The organism is Brevibacillus sp. NPDC058079, assembly GCF_042885155.1.
Taxonomy (GTDB): domain Bacteria; phylum Bacillota; class Bacilli; order Brevibacillales; family Brevibacillaceae; genus Brevibacillus.
Map to the genome: position 1 here is coordinate 113,937 of NZ_JBHVSO010000008.1, position 18,066 is coordinate 132,002.

Genomic DNA, 18,066 nt, shown 5'->3' on the forward strand with positions numbered 1-18,066 from the left:
TATTTCACAATCCTTGCACCACTTTCTAGAGAACAGAACAAAAAAACCCCCGACTCAAGTCGAGGGAAAACTACTCTTTTATGTGAATATCGGCAGCATGAGATTCAGCAAGAACAATCCGGCGATGACGTACATGAGCGCAGGCACTTCGCGACGTTTGCCCAATGCGAGCTTCATAAGCGGATACGCCACGAATCCAAACGCAATTCCATCTACAATGCTGTAGGACAACGGGATAATCGCGATGATCAAAAAGGCAGGGAAGCCTTCCGAGAAGTCCTTCAGATTGATATTCTGTACATTTTGCAGCATCAATGCGCCAATGATGATGAGCACCGGGGCAATGGCTCCATCCGGAATCATTTTGATGACAGGAAGCAAACCGAGCGAGAGCAGGAACAAGGTACCTGTTACAAGTGCGGTCAGTCCCGTCCTTCCTCCTGCTGCGATTCCTGCCGCGGTCTCCACTGTCGAAACCGTCGGACTGGTTCCCAAAATGCCAGAGATGGCAGCCGACAACGCATTTGCTTGCAGCGAGCGGCCGAACTTCTCCGGCTGTCCAAGCATCGAGGTATGCCCATGAATCAAGCCAATATTTTCAAAGACGATGACCATCGCCAATGAGAAGGTCGCGATCCAAAATGGCAACGCCCAAATGGCAGAAAAGGAAAGACCCGCAAATACGCTTCCGTAATCCGCAAACGAAAACGATCCTCCTCCTCCTGGCTCGACAATCCCGAACAAAAAGCCAAGTCCTGTACCAACCGTAATTCCGATCAAGAAGTTGCCCGGCACATTGCGAACAAACAAAATCAACGTAACAATCAAAGTAATCAGCGTGACGATCACATGCGGGCTGGACAAGTCACCCAGCGCAACAAATGTAGACGGATTCATGACGATCAGCCCGCCTTTTTGCAGACCGATGAAGGTCAAGAACAACCCAATCCCTACAGTAATCGCTTCTTTTAGCGAAGCGGGAATCGCATTGGACAATATCGTCGCAGCCTTGGTAAAGGCAATCACAGTAAAGATCAGACCCGAAACAAAAACTGCAGCTAATGCTTCCTGCCAAGTGAGGCCCATCGATTGGCATAACGTGAACGTAAACAGGGCGTTGATCCCCATTCCGGGAACCAGAATAATCGGAGCATTTGCCCAAAAGGCCATAAGAAGTGACCCGATAAATGCCGTCAATACAGTCGCCAGAATGCCTGCTTCCATCGGTATTCCAGCATCATTTAAAATCGAAGCGTTTACGGCAACAATGTAGACAATGGTGACAAAGCCAATAAATCCGGCGATGAGTTCCCTTTGAAACGTCGTGTCGTAAGCGCGCAAGTGAAATAGCTTTTCCATCCACGTACGCACGGATTTCCCCTTCTTTCCTTTATGTCTATTCCATGAAGTGAAGATTCACAGGAAACATGCTATCATAGCTTCATCAATATGAAAAATATCCATAAAATCTAATTTTCATATCGTTTTCATATGGAACCATTCTCGTAAGGAAAGAAGGCATTGTGTGTGGATATTCGGCAACTGCGTTACTTTATCGCCATAGCAGAGGAAGGTCAAATAACGGGGGCGGCTAAAAGACTGAACATGGCCCAGCCACCTTTGAGTCAGCAGCTGAAGCAAATGGAGGAGGAGCTCGGGGTCATGCTCATTGAGCGCTCAGGAAAACAAATGATCCTGACAGAAGCAGGCGTCACTCTCTATAAACAGGCGCTCAATATCGTTCATCAAATGGAGGAAGCTCTCTCCGAGGTCAAAGAAACAGGCGAAGGCATTCGGGGGACGTTGTCCATCGGTGTCAGTGCACTGTCGGCCTACCGCCTGCCAGAACAAATTCGTGTGTTTCAGCAAAAGTATCCGCTCATTACGTATAAAATCTGGAAAGGCGATACGCAGCTCCTCAATCAGTGGCTGGAGCGCAGAACCATAGAAGTCGCTATCGTACGCCTTCCCCACTCGTTGAACAACTGCACCATGATTCCGTTGGAGGAAGAGGATTTTGTGCTCATCGTTCCTGCCACCTCCCCCTATGCCGATCGCAAGGAAATCGAAATGCGCGAGATCGCGGAGCTTCCGCTCATCATGCCGAGCACGCCAGGATTGGGCATCTACGACTTGATTATTAAAGAGTTCTCCCGTCTAGGCGTGGAACCGCACGTCATCTGCGAGTGCCCGGACATCTCTCTCATCGTCAGCATGGTCGCCTCCTCGGTCGGTTCCTCCATCGTCCCTATCTCGGCATGGGAGACTCATCAGAGCGAACAAATTCGCGGGATTCGCCTCTCCGGAACTTCCATTTATTCTTCCGCTGCTGTCGTTTGGCAGTCTGGACGCCATCTGTCCAAAGCAGCGAATCGGTTTATCGAGACGTTTTCATCGTAACTCCATTCAGGAGCGGTCACATCCGGAATAATCTTGGAAATCCCGCGGGATGATAAACTATTACCATTTCTTGTAGATTCCCGGGAGGATAAAGATGACTTTCCTGATATCCTTGGTCATTGTATTTGTCATTGTGCTGTTCGGCGCGATTTCTCCTGAGCTTTTCGCCTCTGCGGCTTCCCATGTATTGAAAGTGACCACGACGAATTTTGGTTGGTTTTATTTAATCGTGACTTTCGGTTTTCTGATCTTTTGTATCTTCCTTGCCTTTAGCAGATACGGACAAATCCCTTTAGGGAGCGACGATGACGAGCCGGAATATTCGCTCCCTACATGGTTTGCCATGTTGTTTTCTGCTGGGATGGGGATTGGTCTTGTCTTTTGGGGAGTGGCAGAGCCCGTCTCTCATTACTTCTCTCCGCCAGCAGGTGTGACCGGACAAACGACCGAAGCCGCACAAACTGCTCTGCGGTATGCGTTTTTTCACTGGGGGCTGCATCCATGGGGGATCTACGCTCTCATCGCTCTCGCTCTCGCGTATTTTCAATTTCGCAAAGGGGCGAAGGGCTTGATCTCCTCTACCTTTGGCCCGCTGCTCGGTGAGCGTATACACGGACCGATCGGAAAAGGGATCGATATTCTGGCTGTCATCGCCACGGCATTCGGTGTCGCAACCTCACTTGGCCTCGGAACTCTGCAAATAAACGGAGGTTTGTCTCACCTCTTTGGATTGCCGACGAACACCACCGTGCAAATCGTGATCATTTCCATTATTACGGTACTATTTCTGCTCTCGGCTACGACAGGACTGGATCGGGGAATCAAGTATTTAAGCAATACGAATCTGGTATTGGCCTTGTTGCTCCTCCTGCTGACGCTCGTATTGGGACCAACCTCGTTTATTTTTGACGCCTTCACCAGCACGCTGGGCAGTTATTTGAACAATCTCATCTCGATGAGCTTGCGGCTGACCCCTTTTACACAAGGGACATGGGTAGCCAACTGGACGCTGTTTTACTGGTCGTGGTGGATTGCCTGGGCGCCGTTCGTTGGCATGTTTATCGCACGCGTCTCCAAAGGTCGCACGATCAAGGAATTCGTCATTTGCGTGATGCTCGTTCCGAGTTTGTTGAGCTTCATTTGGTTTTCGGTGTTTGGCGGGACTGCGCTTCATCTCGAGATTTTTGATCAAGCAGCTATAGGGGCAGCGGTACAACGTGACATCTCGACTGCGTTGTTCCTCGCACTGGAGCAGTTGCCCATGGGATACATCCTCGCTGTCGTTGCGATTCTTTTGATCATCACGTTTTTTATCACATCGGCGGATTCAGCTATTTTTGTACTCGGCATGCTGTCTTCTGATGGCAACCTGGACCCGTCGAACCGGGTAAAAATCACCTGGGGCATCCTCCAATCCGCTATCGCGATCGTTCTATTGTTAAGCGGCGGCTTAGAAGGTCTGCAAACAGCCTCTATTGTGGCAGCGCTGCCTTTTACCGTCATCATGGTCCTGATGTGCTTTTCTCTTGTCATGGCATTGCAGGAAGAAGACCGGATTGCGAAAAAGAAACGGAAGGATCAGCAGAAGAAGCTGGAGAGGTTGTTGAAGGAGTTGTAAAAAGGAGGACGCTATCCATCGCGTCCCCCTTTGTTATTCATTGGATACTATTGACTCAGATGTTACCTCAATCCCGTTTCTGCGAAACAGCGCCGCCGTCAGCCCGACACCCGGCATTTTTTTCCCGGAAAAGCTGCCATCGTAAACAAAGGAGCTTCCACAGGACGGGCTGTTCTCTTTTAATATGGCGGATGTGGCTCCAACCGTTTTCGCCAGCTTCAGCGCTTGGTTTGCCCCCATCAAAAATTCCTCGGTGACGTCTCGACCAGTGTCGTCTATGATGCGTGCTTTGCCATCCAGAACATCTTCTCCCGTCCCCCCGATGATTTCTGCTGGCGGTCGTGGTGTTGGCAAGCCTCCCAGCTGTTCAGGACAGACGGGAATAGCCTTTCCTTCCCGGAGCAATTGCTCCAGCTCTTGGTCCAAGCATGACTTCTGATCGTAACGGCATTCACAGCCGATCAAACAGGCACTAATCACTTTCATGACAACCGTCCCCCACCTTTTTATCTACAGCTTGCGCAGCTTCACGCTTTGTATCATATGATCCTGCCCCTTGTCCAAAATCAATTGAGCGCGAACACGCGTCGGCAAAATATTTTGGCGCAGGTTGGCTCCGTTGATCTCCGTCCAAATGCCGGTGGCTACCTCAGTCGCCTCCTCGTCAGACAGACTCGCGTAACGCTTGAAATACGAGGATGGATCGGAGAACGCGGTCTGACGCAGCAGCTTGAACCGCTCTACATACCATTTCAAAATGTGCTTCTCTTCCGCATGCACGTAGATCGTGAAGTCAAAGAAATCGGAAACAATGACCTCGGAAATACGAGCATCGTTTTCGTCACCTCTAGGCGGTTGCAGCACATTCAAGCCTTCGACAATCAAAATGTCAGGCTGTCTGACGGTCTGCCATTCATCTGGTACGATGTCATACACAAGGTGGGAATAAACTGGCGCCTTCACTTCAGGCAAACCCGATTTTACATCGGATAAAAAATTGATAAAGCGGCGCAAGTCATAACTCTCTGGGAATCCCTTGCGCTTCATGATTCCTCTATCTTCTAGAACCTTGTTCGGATACAGGAATCCATCTGTCGTTACCAAATCGACCTTCGGATGATTCGGCCAGCGGGACAACAGCGTCTGCAAAATGCGAGCCGTTGTGCTTTTGCCTACAGCCACACTACCTGCGATACCGATAATGAATGGAACCTTGCCATCCTGGTTCCCTAAAAAAGTGTGAGTCGCCTGGTACAGCTCCTGCGTGCCCCCGACATACAAATTCAGCAGACGGGACAATGGTAGGTAAATGTCGGAGACTTCCGTCATGGACATTTTCTCGTTCAAGCCCTGCAAAAGGGAAAGCTCGTTATCAGATATGGTCAACGGCGTGGAAGCCCGCAGAGCACTCCACTGCTCGCGATTAAATGTAACATAGGGTGATGCCATGGGAATGTACATCCTTTCCATCATGAAAGTGCTTTCTTTATTTCACACAAGGTTAGTTTACACCAGCATGTCTCTCTTGGGAACAAGGGGGTTGTCCCAAATCAGACCAGCCCTGCACTTTTGCCTTCATGAGCACATAGGAAAAAAGCTGATACCCCATGGCATCAGCTTTGCTTGTAAAAGAATTTCTCGTTATTTTCCCAAGTGGGCTTGCAGCATCCACACATGCTTTTGCAAGCTGTCCATGATCCCCAAGAACATATCGCCAGTCGCTTCATCGTCCCCTGCTTCCGCGGCTGTAATGCCCTCTTGGAGCTCCTTGATCAGGAGTGTAAAATCGCTCACGACTGCCTCTACCATTTGATCCGCAGACTCTCCACCTGTGGCTTCCTTTATGGAAGCCTGCTCCATACAAGCCTTCAACGTCGAAACAGGCTTGCCTCCAACCGTTAACAGCCGCTCCGCCAGCTCATCCACATTTTTGGCTGCCTCGTTATATAGCTCCTCGAATTTTTCATGCAGGGTAAAAAAATTCGGGCCTTTGACAAACCAATGATAATGATGCAGCTTCATATACAACACAGACCAGTTGGCAACCTGTTTATTAAGTACGTCGGTCACGGGCCGACTCATTGTCATACTCATCCGGGCGCTCCACCTCTCATGGTATCAATCGTTTGTAGTATGTGGTGAATCGGTCGTTTCTATTCTTTTCATGTACAGAGCGCATCTACAAGATCCTTTAGCCTATCTTCATAATGCTCTCCGTATTTTAGCAACTCAATAAATGAAGCAACTTAGCCATGTATTTTCACAAGAAAATCCTCTAATACTCTCCTAGTCGCAACGCCAGCTCTGGGAAGTAATTCATTTACACGAACGAGTATGGCAGGATTGTCACGTATCATTTGTTTCCCTTCTAGAGTCGTATAGCTTCTCAACGTATCTACACAGATCACGAAAAGTTCCTCATCATCCGTATCCAGCAACGATAGTAGAATATTTAGTTCATGCTCGTTACAACAACTGTCCATACAGTACGCAAGTTTTCGCTGCCATTCTAACGGTTTCATCAGCATATGACTGGACAGGTCTTCCCAATCCTTTTGACTGAACTTCACTAGCATGTCAGACGCTATTATGCAGCCATAGTCATACCAATAATCAACGGTATTTTGGCAGCCTGTTATGAAAACATCTAATTCTTTGTACATGCTGGTCTCCTCCATTCAATATTCAAGTTTGTCACTCCAAAATGTAAAGTAAAGCCTCCTATATCTGTGCCAAAGCCAATCCCTTGAACAACTAGGACCTAGAATGAAATCTGTATCTTTTTCATGTAAAAAAGCCACAGATTACTCATTTCCCTTTTTTCTGTCAATCATAAGATATTTCTAGATTGACAAAAGGAGGATTACTATGGCGACTAAAGCAAAAGCGAAGGTTAGCCCACAATTTAAAAGGCTCTGTGCCCGATTTGGAAGAATATTAGGGGGCGAGTCGGAAGTTGAAAATGGGCCGGTTTGTTTTGTCATGCGGCTTGCAAATCTTCGAGAAACAATCTTGGGAAGACGAACGCTTTCCCCTTTAGTTCGAGCGCAAATGTTTTCGTTTGAATCCCTTGATAGGTCGGGTCGTGCCCTTTGTTTGGGCGAGACTGCCGTTCACCAAAATCAGGTGAACCGCTTGATGTCGAATCTCCGCAAACGTGGGATTAAAGTGACGGCACTTCACAACCACTGGCTAAAAGAAAACCCGCGCTTAATGTATATGCATTGGGAAGCGATAGAAAATCCGATCGTATTCGCCAGGAAAACCAAAGAGTCCATCGCATTCCTGGGTTAACATGGTGGAGCCATGAAGTTTTCATTTCATCATAATCGAAAGGATGACGGATATGGGCAAAGTAAAGGCAAAAGCAAAGGCAAGTCCCCAGTTTAGAAGACTGTGTAACCGATTTTCTGCCATTTTAGGTGGAACAGAGCATGAAATTACGAGAGGTCCCGTTTGTTTCGTCTCCAGAAATAGAATATTCAATGCGTCCATATTAGGCAGAAGAACCACATCCCCATTGGTCCGTTATCAACTGTTCTCGTTCGAATCCTTGAACAGTTCAGGACGTGCACTTTGTTTAGGGGAAACGGCTCTCTTCCAAAACCAAGTAAACCGTTTGCTGTCAAACCTTCGCAAAAACGGGATAAAGGTAACAGCAGTCCATAATCACTGGCTCTTTGAAAACCCGCGTCTTATGTATATTCATTGGGAGTCGATTGATAATCCCATTGCATTCGCCAGGAAAGTGAAGCGTTCTATTGCCTTTTTGGGTTAATCAACCAATAACAGAATACAGCGGCAGCTAAAGACGCGATACTATCGTCCTAGATTTCCGCTGTAGCTACAAACCAAAAACCCGAGATTCCGTACAACGGCAATCCATGAATAATATCCCCTGAATCTCCGTACAATTGCGGATTCACGGGATATTACTATTTTCATTACTAATTTCACTTTTTCATATTATCTCGCGAGTTTTGTTTCAAGAGCTGCTGAGCAATTGTATTTCCAATAAGGTAGGCTGGTGCAGACGTGTTGCCATCCACCGTGAATGGAATAATCGAATCATCAGCAACAATTAAGTCTTTTACTCCATGGACTTGACCATGGCTATCCACCACTCCCCCCTTGCTAAGAGGCGCCATGCGAAGCGCACCTTGTTCATGATGATTATGGTCAAAATTATTTTTGATGAACTCTTCAAGCTTGCGATTATTATTGATAATATCTAGAGTTGGTGAAATAAGCCGGTATGATCGATCGATCGCGGTTAATTGTGCGGCTATCTTCTTGATATATACCTTATAGCAGTTTTTAACTGCTTCAAGATCTGCGGGATTATTGAGATACCCTTCATCAGCCAGCACAATTTTCAACGGATCATTACTTTGTATACTTATGGAACCACGGCTCTTTGGTTTTAGGAAAAGGATAGCTATCGTCAGTTTCCCTTTTGAGCCGATTCCAATCAGTTGGACTGCACGACGAGTTTTGTTTGAGCCTGGAGTGGGATCTGGCAAAAAGGCGCCACCTGAAAAAAGCGCATTTGGATCATCAACAGGCAATGGGTTATCTTTCGGATTGGCACTAAACTCAGCAAAGTTGAGCGTGTGGTTTCTAAGGCCTTTGCCTACGTGGGAGTTGGCGAAAACAACTGGGATTCCTTCGTCCTTAAGCATTTTGGCGGGACCGATTCCAGAAAGCATTAAAAGCTGAGAACTATGGATGCCTGCTGAGATGATTACTTTTTTCCGAGAGTAGGCTCTCACGCGTTTACCCTCTTTGAGAAATTCAACGCCAATTGCTCGCTTATTCTTAAATAATACCCGAAGAGCTGTTGATTTAAAGAAAACTTGCAGCTTTCGACCATTGACTCCTTGACCAGCAGTAGTCATGATATCTGATGATAGAAAAGCGGTGGAAGCACTTTCTCGCCGTCCATTGGGTTGCTGAAATAATTGCCAACGCGTAAAGGGTCCAAGGGGAGTTTTCGGGTCATTATAATCGAGAATTTTTCGAAATCCTGTTGCTTTCTCGATGGCTGACACTAACTTTTTGGACATGGGTGTTGGATTTTCAGGTGCTTGCCGAATGTCGATCAATCCCTTATAACCGTGAACCTCTTTATTGTTTGTCTTCCCATTGTAATTCTCCATTTTTCGGAAACTGCGAGTTGCATTCTTTGGAGACCAAAGAGGTCCCAACAGCTTCTCCCATTGTTGAAAAACTGCTGAGGTAGGTCTTACATACTGCTGTGTGTTAATAGAAGAGCCTCCACCCAATAATCGACCCGTCGTCCATTCAAAACTTCGTTCATTTACTTTTTCCTGGGGTACTCCTTCTCCTTGCCAAAAATATTGAGGAAGATACAGCTCCTCCAGCTCTAAGGCAAACGTTGAGTTGCTAATTGGCGTGTCCCTATCATTATTTTCTCCTGCTTCCAATACGAGAACGGATGTTTTTTTATCGTCTGTTAGTTTCTTTGCAATAACAGAACCTGCTGGACCAGTGCCTACAACAATGTAATCATAAATGATTTTCCCATCTTTCTGCTTACTTTTGCTCATTCGATACTCCCCTACATGTACAGTTTTGCTCCCATTAACTCGAAAGACACATGTGATCTAAAGAAATTGGGTTAATGTAGGGTATTATTCATGAATGATGATGGTGAATGTTCCGACCAATCTATATGACCTAAAGGCAATGTACTAGCAACGAATAACTATGGTAGTTATAAAAAAAGCTCATTCCGTCTACCACGACAGACGGAACAAGCCTACTTCACTTACTATGCTGTTACAATTTTTTCGGTGTTGGACTTGGCAAACTTTCAAACGTATACCCATTAATACCGGCAAAATCCATCTTTTTACGCAAATCACTGACAAACTGCGTAAAATAGAGGCCACGATCCATGCTGCCCGCATATTTTCTCAACTCGTAATCGTAGGATAATGAATCGTATATGTGCTGTAAATCATCAACGAGCACTTTTTTCATATCCGCTTTTTTAATAGATGGATCGATACTGCATTCGTTCACGAGCGCCTGTAATGTTTCCTTGAGCGCATCATTGTCATAGGACGGGTGAGAGAGTAAAAATTTCAAATCATACAAGTCTTTAAACCTCGGCCTGACAATCGTTTGATGCAGCTTCCAAGCAACCTGGATGGACAGAGGTACAGTGTACGGAACATGAAAGCTTTCTCCAATGGCAGGTTGGTACTCTAGTGGAACCGGATCTGCATCCATTTCCAAGTTAAACGAAATATCCAGATTAAGCTCATTATAGTCAGACGCTTCCCTTGGTTGACCTGTGAAATAATAGGCAATATCCGTATTGATCGTCGGAAAATCATCTGCCATAGCGTAGTCGATATATCTCCAAAATGCATTCTTTCGAAAACTTCTAAACACGACGCCGTCGTTCAGATCCATTTCGGTTACTTGAATCATCCACTGTGTAAATACTTCATGTGCATGTTCGACGTCCCTGATCTTCCCCGCATACAATAAGTCGATATCATCTGCGTCCCGAATCTCTCGGTTGTCCAAATATTGTCTGGTTAGAAGGCTGCCTTTTAATACAAAGGGCATATTCACTAGAACAATTCTTCTCAATAGTGCTTCCAAAACAACGAGCTCTCTCTCTTCATATTCCAACTCTGCTACATCATCATATGTAATCATCATGATCCTCCATCTAAAAATTAGGAAATCCAGCCGCTGTCCAGTTCTTCACGGCTGTCATAAATACATAGTTCATATTGTTCTTTGATTAGCCCAATCTGATTTGCTTGCAAAATGGTATGTATCATTTCTACTCGATCGTAAAACTGTTTCGGGCTCTCATATTCTCGGACGGTGATAAATCTCACTTTTCCATTCGCATTCAAAGAGTTTCTCGAAATATGTCCACCATGACCTTCACATAAATTTCGTAGGGCGGCGACATCATCGACCGCTACTTTGCCATGCCATTCGAAGTAAGGCTTCGAATTTTTTAGAATGGGCTGGTGAAAATACGTTTCTTCCTTTGGAGAAATCTCTACTTTTTTTCGGACGATGGTAAAACCGTTGTTTTGAAACGTAGCTGCAATCTTTTCCATCTCTTTATTGGCTTCATGAAAATCTGGTCGTTTGATTACCCCTGTTATCATCGGTTGATTGATGTAATTTCCCTGATCCAAGACGATCATGACCGGTTTCACTTGTTGCGATTGGCAGAGATCGATAAAAGCTTCCTTTTCATCAAGTTGTAGATCGTTGAAGGTAACATGAAACTCAAATTCCATTGCTTCACTCCCTGACTATCCTTGTATTGCACAATCAATTTATTACCTTTTCTTCCTATTTGTATCGACATATCTTTTCTATCTCTTAACCGTTTCGTTTATAAAATAAAAAAGTAGAGGTATGCTGAGGATCTTCTCTCAACATATCTCTACTTCGAATAAGTCCTAGTTGCTAACCATTTAGCTTGGTGGTTGCTGAAAAGTCCAGAGAGTGTACTTTTATGGACCAATGCCCCAAGATTTCATCGAGTCTTAAAGCGTAAGTCCTGATCTTTGAGCCTAAAGAGCTTTGATACGTAAGTTTTGAAAGCTGAGCTCTCATCTTTGAGCTTTCATCCTCGTATTCGCCAAATAATTTTAGGATGGCCTAGTTGACCCACTAGGCAAGGGACTCTCGTTTATCAGCTATTCAAATGATTAGCAAATCACACTGTCAATCCACAAGATTAATTTTGGTAATGGTATTGGATTCGCTTAAAATAAAATCGACTTCACACTCAAACTCGTCAATTTCTTTACTAAGCGTATCCATTTTTTCTTTCAACTTCAATGGGTCTACGAGCTTCGCTTCATTTTGCTCTTTAAACGGTTTGGAGATCGCTTCCATTTCCGTATCCTTCACCTTGGAGTCTTTGCCAAAGTTCGCTTCGAGCAGCTTTTCTAATCGCAGCTGTACTTCTTCATTTTTCGATTCAACCTGCGTGACTGCTTGGTTGTAATCTCTTCTCATTTTCTCCAGCAGTGATTTCTCGTATTGAATGGACGTTTTTCGCTCGATTGCTTCGGCAACTGTCATTCTCTTGCCGCTTATCGTTACCATCGTCTTTGCGTTGGACTCGACGATCAGCGCCTTCATTTTTTGTCTTCTTAGTATTAGATCAATGGTGGATTGGTAGTTTCGCTCTGTTGTTTCCTCATAGAGTTCTGTTGACGTGTAACCAGATACTGGCTTATGCCCAATGGCCGAAGACATGAAAGTCGTTTCATTGATTCCTTTTTGGATTCGTTTATCGAGTAACTTTAGTTCTGAGAGTCCTCTTGTGATAGACATTTCCATCGCGTCATTCCTCCTCGTGGAGTTTTGATAGAAGAATTGTTTATGGATATAGGGGTACCATTTGGTAGTTTAATATACAACTTTTTGAAAATGCCTGTCAAATTTTCCGAAGCTTATTCATTCATTGTAATCATAATTTTGCACTTCAGAGTCGTAATAATCGCGGATCTCTCGAATATTACAGTCCATGCTCTCACCTCTTCTCTTCTCCATTATTTTAAAAAGCTCATTCCTCCCTATAGTCAGGTTGAAATGAGCCTTTGAAAGTTTATCGCGTTAGTAACCGTATCAAAGCTGCAAATATAGTCGATACAGCATTCGGGCAGCTTCCCCGCGAGTGACAGCCTCGCCAGCTCTAATCTGTTTATCCGCAGGTACATCTATCAAGCGCTGCTTCACAGCCAGAGCCATCGTTGGTTTCGCCCAATCGGAAATCGTGTGTTGGTCTGTGAATTGACTCAAGTAGTCTTCCGTATTGGAAGGGTAATGATAATTTTTCTTTTCATGTAATGATCTTGCACCAATCGCAGCCATTTCTTCCCGGGATATGGTATCATCTGGCCTAAACGTGCCATCCGGATAACCTTTGACGATATCCTTTTTTTCGGATGACGCGATAAATGGAACATGCCATTGCGGCGGATTCACGTCTGAAAAGCTCTCCGTCGCCGTTTCGTCCAAAGCGTAAAAAGCTCTTACAAGCATCGCCGTGAACTCTGCACGGGTAAGCGGTGAATCGGGCTCAAAGTTGCCATTGTCGTCCCCGGTTACGATTCCTTTCGATCCCAGAAATTGTACGGCTTGCTGTAACTCAGGATCCCGATTGTCAACATCAGGGAACGTTTTGGTATTATCGTCCACGAAATACGTTCCGGAACGGTTTATTTCGGCTTCCATGCCGTTATTGTACGGATTGAACTTTCCACCGATAGGCTGCGTGCTTTTCCCATTCGAATAGAACACGCTATTATTTGTCGCGTCCGCCTGATGTGCAGGCAGAATGAGCCCGATGTTGCTAGATACGTTAGAAAGCTCCTGCCCTTGTTCATCTAAAAATTGTACATGGTATCCGCCGTTATTGTTTTCGACCAAGCGAATAACAATAACCGGGAGCGAATGGAACAGGCGATTTACGGTCGCAAGGTTAAACGTCAGTTTCGCATCCCCCGCATGGACGGTAAGATAGTCGATATCCTTACGATTGGTGAAGCTATCCTTATAAAGTTTGACTGTAAAACCTTTTTGTTCAGACAAAGACAAAATTTCCCCATTCACGACCAACTCTCTAGCAAGAGCAATGTTGTTTTCCGATAGCGTCTGCTCTACAGCAGTCTTAGCCTTTCGCGCATTGTCAGCTACGCGGTCAACCAACTCGGGCGTGATGATGAGTTGGCCATTCACAATATCCGACTTTTCGCTACTTGCGGCTGTAATAACTAGCTCTCCTGCTTGGGTTAGTCCCTCCACAATAAACGGACGTTGTCTGTCAGCGACAGGAACCGATTGGACGGCAGTGTAATACGTCTCGGACAGTCTATTACTATCGACGACGTACAACAAAAAGTAAGCGGTCACGTCCGGAGAACCAGCTCTGCTTACAGTTGCCCGCACAATGGTCTGCCCGGGTTTGTTCGCTTTTACGACCTGTGTACCATTCACATTCGATAAGGTTCCTATGCTCGGATCTTCAATGGTGTACGTCATTTTTGTCCCAGGAAGCAGATTATTTACCGCAATGAACTGTTTGTCGCCAGGTTGCAGCATCGTGACATACGGATAGAGACTCATTTCCGGCGTAGTTCGTATCACAGGCTGGGCTGTTGTTTCAGAGCGATTGCCCGTTGGTTTGTCTGCTGTCCTCGGGCGTTCGGCTGTTGGTTTGTCTGCTTTCTCTGAACGATTACGAGCTACCGTTTCATCCGTGAAAACAACTAGCTTTGGCAAGGCAATCGAATCTGCCCAAGCCCACAATGTCTGATCCTTTTTTACTACATAGTAATACCTATTTTGTAGGGAATAGTCATTTTGGTATATAGAAGCAATGTCCGTAAGCTCTGGGAAAACTTTATCGTTGTTGTCCACTGACCAAAGCTGATCGTCTTCTCGGAAGGCATACGTTTTATCGATATTCCGATCTCTCAAGGAGTCAAATTGCACGATCGTTCGCGCGTCTTTTGCTGCATGTAAATACAAAGGATATTTTTTCGTGTCAGCAGTTGGCCAAGACAAGACAGTGCCATCTTTCATATAGGCATAGCTGGTAGAAATGCCCGGCTCTATCTTGACGATATCAGCAAATCCGTTCATCTGCTCTGGACTTGTGTTTTTCGAGCGGTTATTCGGCAGATACGAATTTGCCTTCCATCTCCAAACCGTACCGTCCTTTTTCACAGCGAATACGATGCCGGCAGCCATTTTTATGGATACGACATCATCTAGCAGCTTTGTTCGGACTGGAACGGGCGAGGCCCCCTTCGTGGTACCTATTTCACTTCCCAAACTCCATACGGAACCGTCTGATTTTAGTACGAACAAGACCTTGTAGGCACTGTTATAATGCGTGGCTAGTGACGTTACATTTTTCAAATCTTTGATTTGCTTCGGAGCACTAGCCGTACTCGCTTCAAGAGTAGTGCCGGGGGCGGCGTCCCAATACCACACCGTTCCGTCATTTTTTAGGGCCACGTAGTTAACAATATAGTTACCCCGGGCCGACTTTCTTTTGACTATCATCTCCTTCACATTCTGCAAGCCCGGAATTTGCATCTTTTTGGCTTTATAGAATGGATCTGAAGAACTAAGAGGATGTCCATAGATGTACCAAGTCCATACGGTTCCATCTTTTTTCGACAGTAGCACATTATCGTTAAGGATGTGGTAATCCTCCCCGATACGTGTATAATGTTGTTCGTAATCGACTCTTGTGTCATTCCCATTGGCTTGAACCGTATTAGATTGGGCCATCAGGATTAACACAAGGCTTAACAATGCTGCCATCAATCGTTTCATTGTTGTCCTCCACTAAAAATCTCCTCGATAATCTCTTTGCTCTGTCTCCCAATTCCCATCATTTGTACCAAACTTCATATTAACAGAACAAGAAATATTTACAATAAACTAGCTATTTTTAGCAAAATGCATTGTGCCCTCTAGCTTTCAGGACAGGAAAAGCAAAAAAGCCAGGGCCTACTCTCCCTGGCTGTCATACGTTACAGAAGTCCTTCCTTTTTCCCTTTTTGTACCGCGTCATCCCGATTCCGCACACCGAGCTTGTCATACAAGGCAGACGCATAGTTACGCACTGTCCCGTCTGACAAATACAGCTTGGAAGCGATTGTTTTATAGCGCATGCCTTGGGAGAGCATCTGCAAAATCTCCAGCTCCCGCTTCGTTAAACCATAAACATTCTCGTCTTTTTCGCTTATTTTCGGTGCACCGAGTAAATCTTCCTGTTCGTTTACTGGCTGTGCATCCAGCATTTTATGAAGTAGGTCTTGTGCAATCATCGTACCGCCGCGATGGACGAGGCGAATCGTTTCCGCTAGCTCGCGTGATTCAATCGATTTCAAAAGATAGCCGTCTGCACCACTGCGCATGATTTCTTTGGCTTTTTCAGTATCCTGAAACGTAGACAGGACAAGAACACGAATACCCGGCCATTTTTCCTTTATTCGTTTTGTCGCAGTGATCCCGTCCATATTCGGCATTTCCAAGTCCATCAGCACTAGGTCTGGTTCTAGCTCCTCGCACAGCTCCACAGCCTGCGCCCCATCCTCGGCTAACCCGACTACCCGCAGGTCCCGCTGTCCCTCGAGTATGGTGCGCAAGCTTTCCCGAATAAACGAGTGATCATCTACGATAAACAAACGAATGATTTCATCCGCACTCTCTACCAGCCTCGGCACAAAACAAGTAACGATCGTTCCTTCTCCCCGCTCTGAGTATACGGATACTCTGCCTTGCAAATGAGCTGCCCTCTCTTTCATCGTCGTGATCCCGAAACCATCCTTCCAATTTTCCATCCCGTGACCGTTATCCTGTACTTCCAGCCTCGTCTGTTGCGGCTCAAAATAGAGAGAAACGACGATGTCCGTAGCCTGCCCGTGGCGTACCGCATTCGTCAAAGATTCCTGCAAGCAGCGAAAAAAGGTCATTTTCACCTGCTTACCAACAGGATACTCTTCTCCGATCGCACGAAACCGCACATTCACCTTGGCATGCGTCTGAAACTCCTCCGCAAGCTGCCTCAGCGAATGGACCAAGGGAAGTGTCTCTTCCGGTGACCCCATCTGATGCAAGTACCCTCTCACTTCCTTCATGCCTTTTCGCGCAAGCTGCAAGAGGGAGTCGAGCTTTTGCGTCCCTTCCTGCGACGCTACATCCGGACGTAAGGTTTCCAGCCCCATGATGATCGAGACATAGGAATGCCCCATCGTATCATGCAGGTCCTTGGAAAGGCGGTCCCGCTCCTCAAGCAGTGTCACTCTCTCGATTTGAGAGAGGTATTGCTCCAGCACACTGTTTTGCTTGCGGATAATTTCATTTTGCCGATGATTGACGATGAGCAAATGAAAGGCAAACCCTATCACATAAGCAAGCCCGACTTGCGGAAAAATCTCGAACACATCAATTGCACGAGAAAAAAACATTATCAACAGTGGGATAAAAACAATCGTAATGGGAGCCGACCAGCGAAACGATTTCTCCGCACTATTGGCGGCAATCAAAAAAGCTGGCATCAAAAAAGTAAGGTACGCCTCCGGAAACATAGACGTGAGATAAATCGATAATCCGCCAAACAAGAGCATTTCTGCTATCAGATAGTAACGATAGCTCAGCATTAAACAAATCCACGGGACGGAAAAAACCATCATTTCCCAAATTATAACCATCCATAAGGGCAGAGTGAGATATTCTCCAAAATTTACAGTCGTAACGGTGAGTGAAAAGCAAACGATCAGACGCAAAAAAAACATCACCCAGTCATACCAGGCCCATTGTTTTACGATATCTAACAAACTATCATCCCCTAATTGCTTTGAACATCAAGCGCGTGTACCCACCAATTAAATGTACGAGTCCGTTCCCGAGCTTGGAGCACCCGATCATGAGTATGAATCCTAAACTCATTATTTGCAATGCCTTCAGCTCTGAATCCACTACGCTCCCGAAAAAATGTAGCTCCACGAAAGGATAGAGCAACGGTATGAACGCAAAACATACGGGTGCAATGTAGATGAGCACTCCGATAATCAGGCAAATGCACCCTAGGACGAATTTTTGCATCAGCCAATAAACGGATATCCAGTTTCTTACATTCATTAATTCCGCCTTTGCCTGCATCCATTGGTTTCCCGCTGCTCTTTGTCTCATTGCCAACGGTTCTATGGAAATATCGGTATAAATCTTCGTCTGAATACGTTCATGCTGGACAAAGGTTTGGCTTGTACGCAACACATTGGTGAGCAATGGAATTCCCACTACGGTAAATGACAAGGCCAAGCCAAGCACGATACTGACCAAGTAAAAACATAAATAAAATACCCCCGAGACAAATGTAAACAGCAAAAAGATAACATTTTGAACGTTACGCATGATCGCTCTTTTCATCTAAGCTAACTCGCTCCTATCTATACCTTTTCCGACACGATGATGACGGTCTGCCCTTACCGTAATCCACTGCGCGTCAC

Annotated in this window: 16 protein-coding genes; 4 read left to right on the plus strand and 12 right to left on the minus strand. The window is 45.6% G+C overall.

Going from position 1 to position 18,066, the window contains the following annotated elements; translation table 11 throughout:
• Nucleotides 1-78 precede the first annotated feature (78 nt).
• Nucleotides 79-1,371, minus strand: coding sequence for an NCS2 family permease (locus tag ACFVS2_RS22765; protein WP_390237975.1), 1,293 nt, complete (start codon nt 1,369-1,371; stop codon nt 79-81).
• A 156-nt stretch (nt 1,372-1,527) separates the two neighbouring features.
• On the opposite strand from ACFVS2_RS22765, the gene ACFVS2_RS22770 reads away from it, so the two are divergent.
• A complete protein-coding gene (locus ACFVS2_RS22770; protein ID WP_007726059.1) occupies nt 1,528-2,400 on the plus strand; it encodes a LysR family transcriptional regulator in 873 nt (290 codons plus the stop codon).
• Nucleotides 2,401-2,494: 94 nt separating this feature from the next.
• The gene (locus tag ACFVS2_RS22775; RefSeq protein ID WP_390237977.1) at nt 2,495-4,018 is read left to right on the plus strand and encodes a glycine betaine uptake BCCT transporter; all 1,524 of its coding nucleotides are present in this window, start codon (nt 2,495-2,497) and stop codon (nt 4,016-4,018) included.
• Nucleotides 4,019-4,051: 33 nt separating this feature from the next.
• Here ACFVS2_RS22775 and ACFVS2_RS22780 read toward each other — a convergent pair whose 3' ends face one another.
• The 4 genes from ACFVS2_RS22780 to ACFVS2_RS22795 form a co-directional block, all read right to left on the minus strand.
• A complete protein-coding gene (locus tag ACFVS2_RS22780; protein WP_173620064.1) occupies nt 4,052-4,504 on the minus strand; it encodes a 2-thiouracil desulfurase family protein in 453 nt (150 codons plus the stop codon).
• A 24-nt stretch (nt 4,505-4,528) separates the two neighbouring features.
• Nucleotides 4,529-5,467, minus strand: coding sequence for a type I pantothenate kinase (coaA, locus tag ACFVS2_RS22785; RefSeq protein ID WP_228088339.1), 939 nt, complete (start codon nt 5,465-5,467; stop codon nt 4,529-4,531).
• Between the two features lie 192 nt (nt 5,468-5,659).
• Nucleotides 5,660-6,112 carry a Dps family protein gene (locus tag ACFVS2_RS22790; protein ID WP_144617240.1) on the minus strand — a complete coding sequence of 151 codons (453 nt, stop codon included), beginning with the start codon at nt 6,110-6,112 and terminating at the stop codon, nt 5,660-5,662.
• A 152-nt stretch (nt 6,113-6,264) separates the two neighbouring features.
• A complete protein-coding gene (locus ACFVS2_RS22795; protein WP_390237982.1) occupies nt 6,265-6,681 on the minus strand; it encodes a hypothetical protein in 417 nt (138 codons plus the stop codon).
• Between the two features lie 205 nt (nt 6,682-6,886).
• On the opposite strand from ACFVS2_RS22795, the gene ACFVS2_RS22800 reads away from it, so the two are divergent.
• Nucleotides 6,887-7,312, plus strand: a complete 426-nt coding sequence (locus ACFVS2_RS22800) for a DUF1259 domain-containing protein (RefSeq protein ID WP_390237984.1) — start codon at nt 6,887-6,889, stop codon at nt 7,310-7,312.
• 52 nt (nt 7,313-7,364) lie between these two features.
• Nucleotides 7,365-7,796, plus strand: coding sequence for a DUF1259 domain-containing protein (locus ACFVS2_RS22805; RefSeq protein ID WP_069846206.1), 432 nt, complete (start codon nt 7,365-7,367; stop codon nt 7,794-7,796).
• Between the two features lie 175 nt (nt 7,797-7,971).
• Here the strand turns inward: ACFVS2_RS22805 and ACFVS2_RS22810 are convergent, their stop codons facing one another.
• From ACFVS2_RS22810 to ACFVS2_RS22840, 7 genes are all read right to left on the minus strand, one after another.
• Complete coding sequence (locus tag ACFVS2_RS22810; RefSeq protein WP_390237987.1) at nt 7,972-9,588, minus strand: GMC family oxidoreductase; 1,617 nt, start codon at nt 9,586-9,588, stop codon at nt 7,972-7,974.
• A 232-nt stretch (nt 9,589-9,820) separates the two neighbouring features.
• Nucleotides 9,821-10,714, minus strand: a complete 894-nt coding sequence (locus ACFVS2_RS22815; protein ID WP_390237989.1) for a nucleotidyl transferase AbiEii/AbiGii toxin family protein — start codon at nt 10,712-10,714, stop codon at nt 9,821-9,823.
• A 20-nt stretch (nt 10,715-10,734) separates the two neighbouring features.
• Nucleotides 10,735-11,319 (minus strand): hypothetical protein, encoded by a 585-nt coding sequence (locus tag ACFVS2_RS22820; RefSeq protein WP_390237991.1) that lies wholly within the window; start codon nt 11,317-11,319, stop codon nt 10,735-10,737.
• Nucleotides 11,320-11,752: 433 nt separating this feature from the next.
• The gene (locus tag ACFVS2_RS22825) at nt 11,753-12,376 is read right to left on the minus strand and encodes a hypothetical protein (protein ID WP_390237993.1); all 624 of its coding nucleotides are present in this window, start codon (nt 12,374-12,376) and stop codon (nt 11,753-11,755) included.
• A gap of 288 nt (nt 12,377-12,664) precedes the next feature.
• A complete protein-coding gene (locus tag ACFVS2_RS22830; protein WP_390237996.1) occupies nt 12,665-15,385 on the minus strand; it encodes an S-layer homology domain-containing protein in 2,721 nt (906 codons plus the stop codon).
• A gap of 200 nt (nt 15,386-15,585) precedes the next feature.
• Nucleotides 15,586-17,394: a response regulator gene (locus ACFVS2_RS22835; RefSeq protein WP_390237999.1), complete on the minus strand. Its 1,809-nt coding sequence runs from the start codon at nt 17,392-17,394 to the stop codon at nt 15,586-15,588.
• A gap of 4 nt (nt 17,395-17,398) precedes the next feature.
• A complete protein-coding gene (locus ACFVS2_RS22840; RefSeq protein WP_390238002.1) occupies nt 17,399-17,986 on the minus strand; it encodes a sensor domain-containing protein in 588 nt (195 codons plus the stop codon).
• Nucleotides 17,987-18,066: the final 80 nt, after the last annotated feature.

What these genes read in the sequence shown, in the direction of transcription:
- ACFVS2_RS22810 (WP_390237987.1), bottom strand. Translation starts at nt 9,588, where the DNA reads ATGAGCAAAAGTAAGCAGAAAGATGGGAAAATCATTTATGATTACATT.
- ACFVS2_RS22840 (WP_390238002.1), bottom strand. Translation starts at nt 17,986, where the DNA reads ATGAAAAGAGCGATCATGCGTAACGTTCAAAATGTTATCTTTTTGCTG.
- ACFVS2_RS22800 (WP_390237984.1), top strand. Translation starts at nt 6,887, where the DNA reads ATGGCGACTAAAGCAAAAGCGAAGGTTAGCCCACAATTTAAAAGGCTC.
- ACFVS2_RS22805 (WP_069846206.1), top strand. Translation starts at nt 7,365, where the DNA reads ATGGGCAAAGTAAAGGCAAAAGCAAAGGCAAGTCCCCAGTTTAGAAGA.
- ACFVS2_RS22820 (WP_390237991.1), bottom strand. Translation starts at nt 11,319, where the DNA reads ATGGAATTTGAGTTTCATGTTACCTTCAACGATCTACAACTTGATGAA.
- ACFVS2_RS22825 (WP_390237993.1), bottom strand. Translation starts at nt 12,376, where the DNA reads ATGGAAATGTCTATCACAAGAGGACTCTCAGAACTAAAGTTACTCGAT.
- ACFVS2_RS22815 (WP_390237989.1), bottom strand. Translation starts at nt 10,714, where the DNA reads ATGATTACATATGATGATGTAGCAGAGTTGGAATATGAAGAGAGAGAG.
- ACFVS2_RS22830 (WP_390237996.1), bottom strand. Translation starts at nt 15,385, where the DNA reads ATGAAACGATTGATGGCAGCATTGTTAAGCCTTGTGTTAATCCTGATG.
- ACFVS2_RS22775 (WP_390237977.1), top strand. Translation starts at nt 2,495, where the DNA reads ATGACTTTCCTGATATCCTTGGTCATTGTATTTGTCATTGTGCTGTTC.
- coaA (WP_228088339.1), bottom strand. Translation starts at nt 5,467, where the DNA reads ATGGCATCACCCTATGTTACATTTAATCGCGAGCAGTGGAGTGCTCTG.
- ACFVS2_RS22795 (WP_390237982.1), bottom strand. Translation starts at nt 6,681, where the DNA reads ATGTACAAAGAATTAGATGTTTTCATAACAGGCTGCCAAAATACCGTT.
- ACFVS2_RS22780 (WP_173620064.1), bottom strand. Translation starts at nt 4,504, where the DNA reads ATGAAAGTGATTAGTGCCTGTTTGATCGGCTGTGAATGCCGTTACGAT.
- ACFVS2_RS22790 (WP_144617240.1), bottom strand. Translation starts at nt 6,112, where the DNA reads ATGAGTATGACAATGAGTCGGCCCGTGACCGACGTACTTAATAAACAG.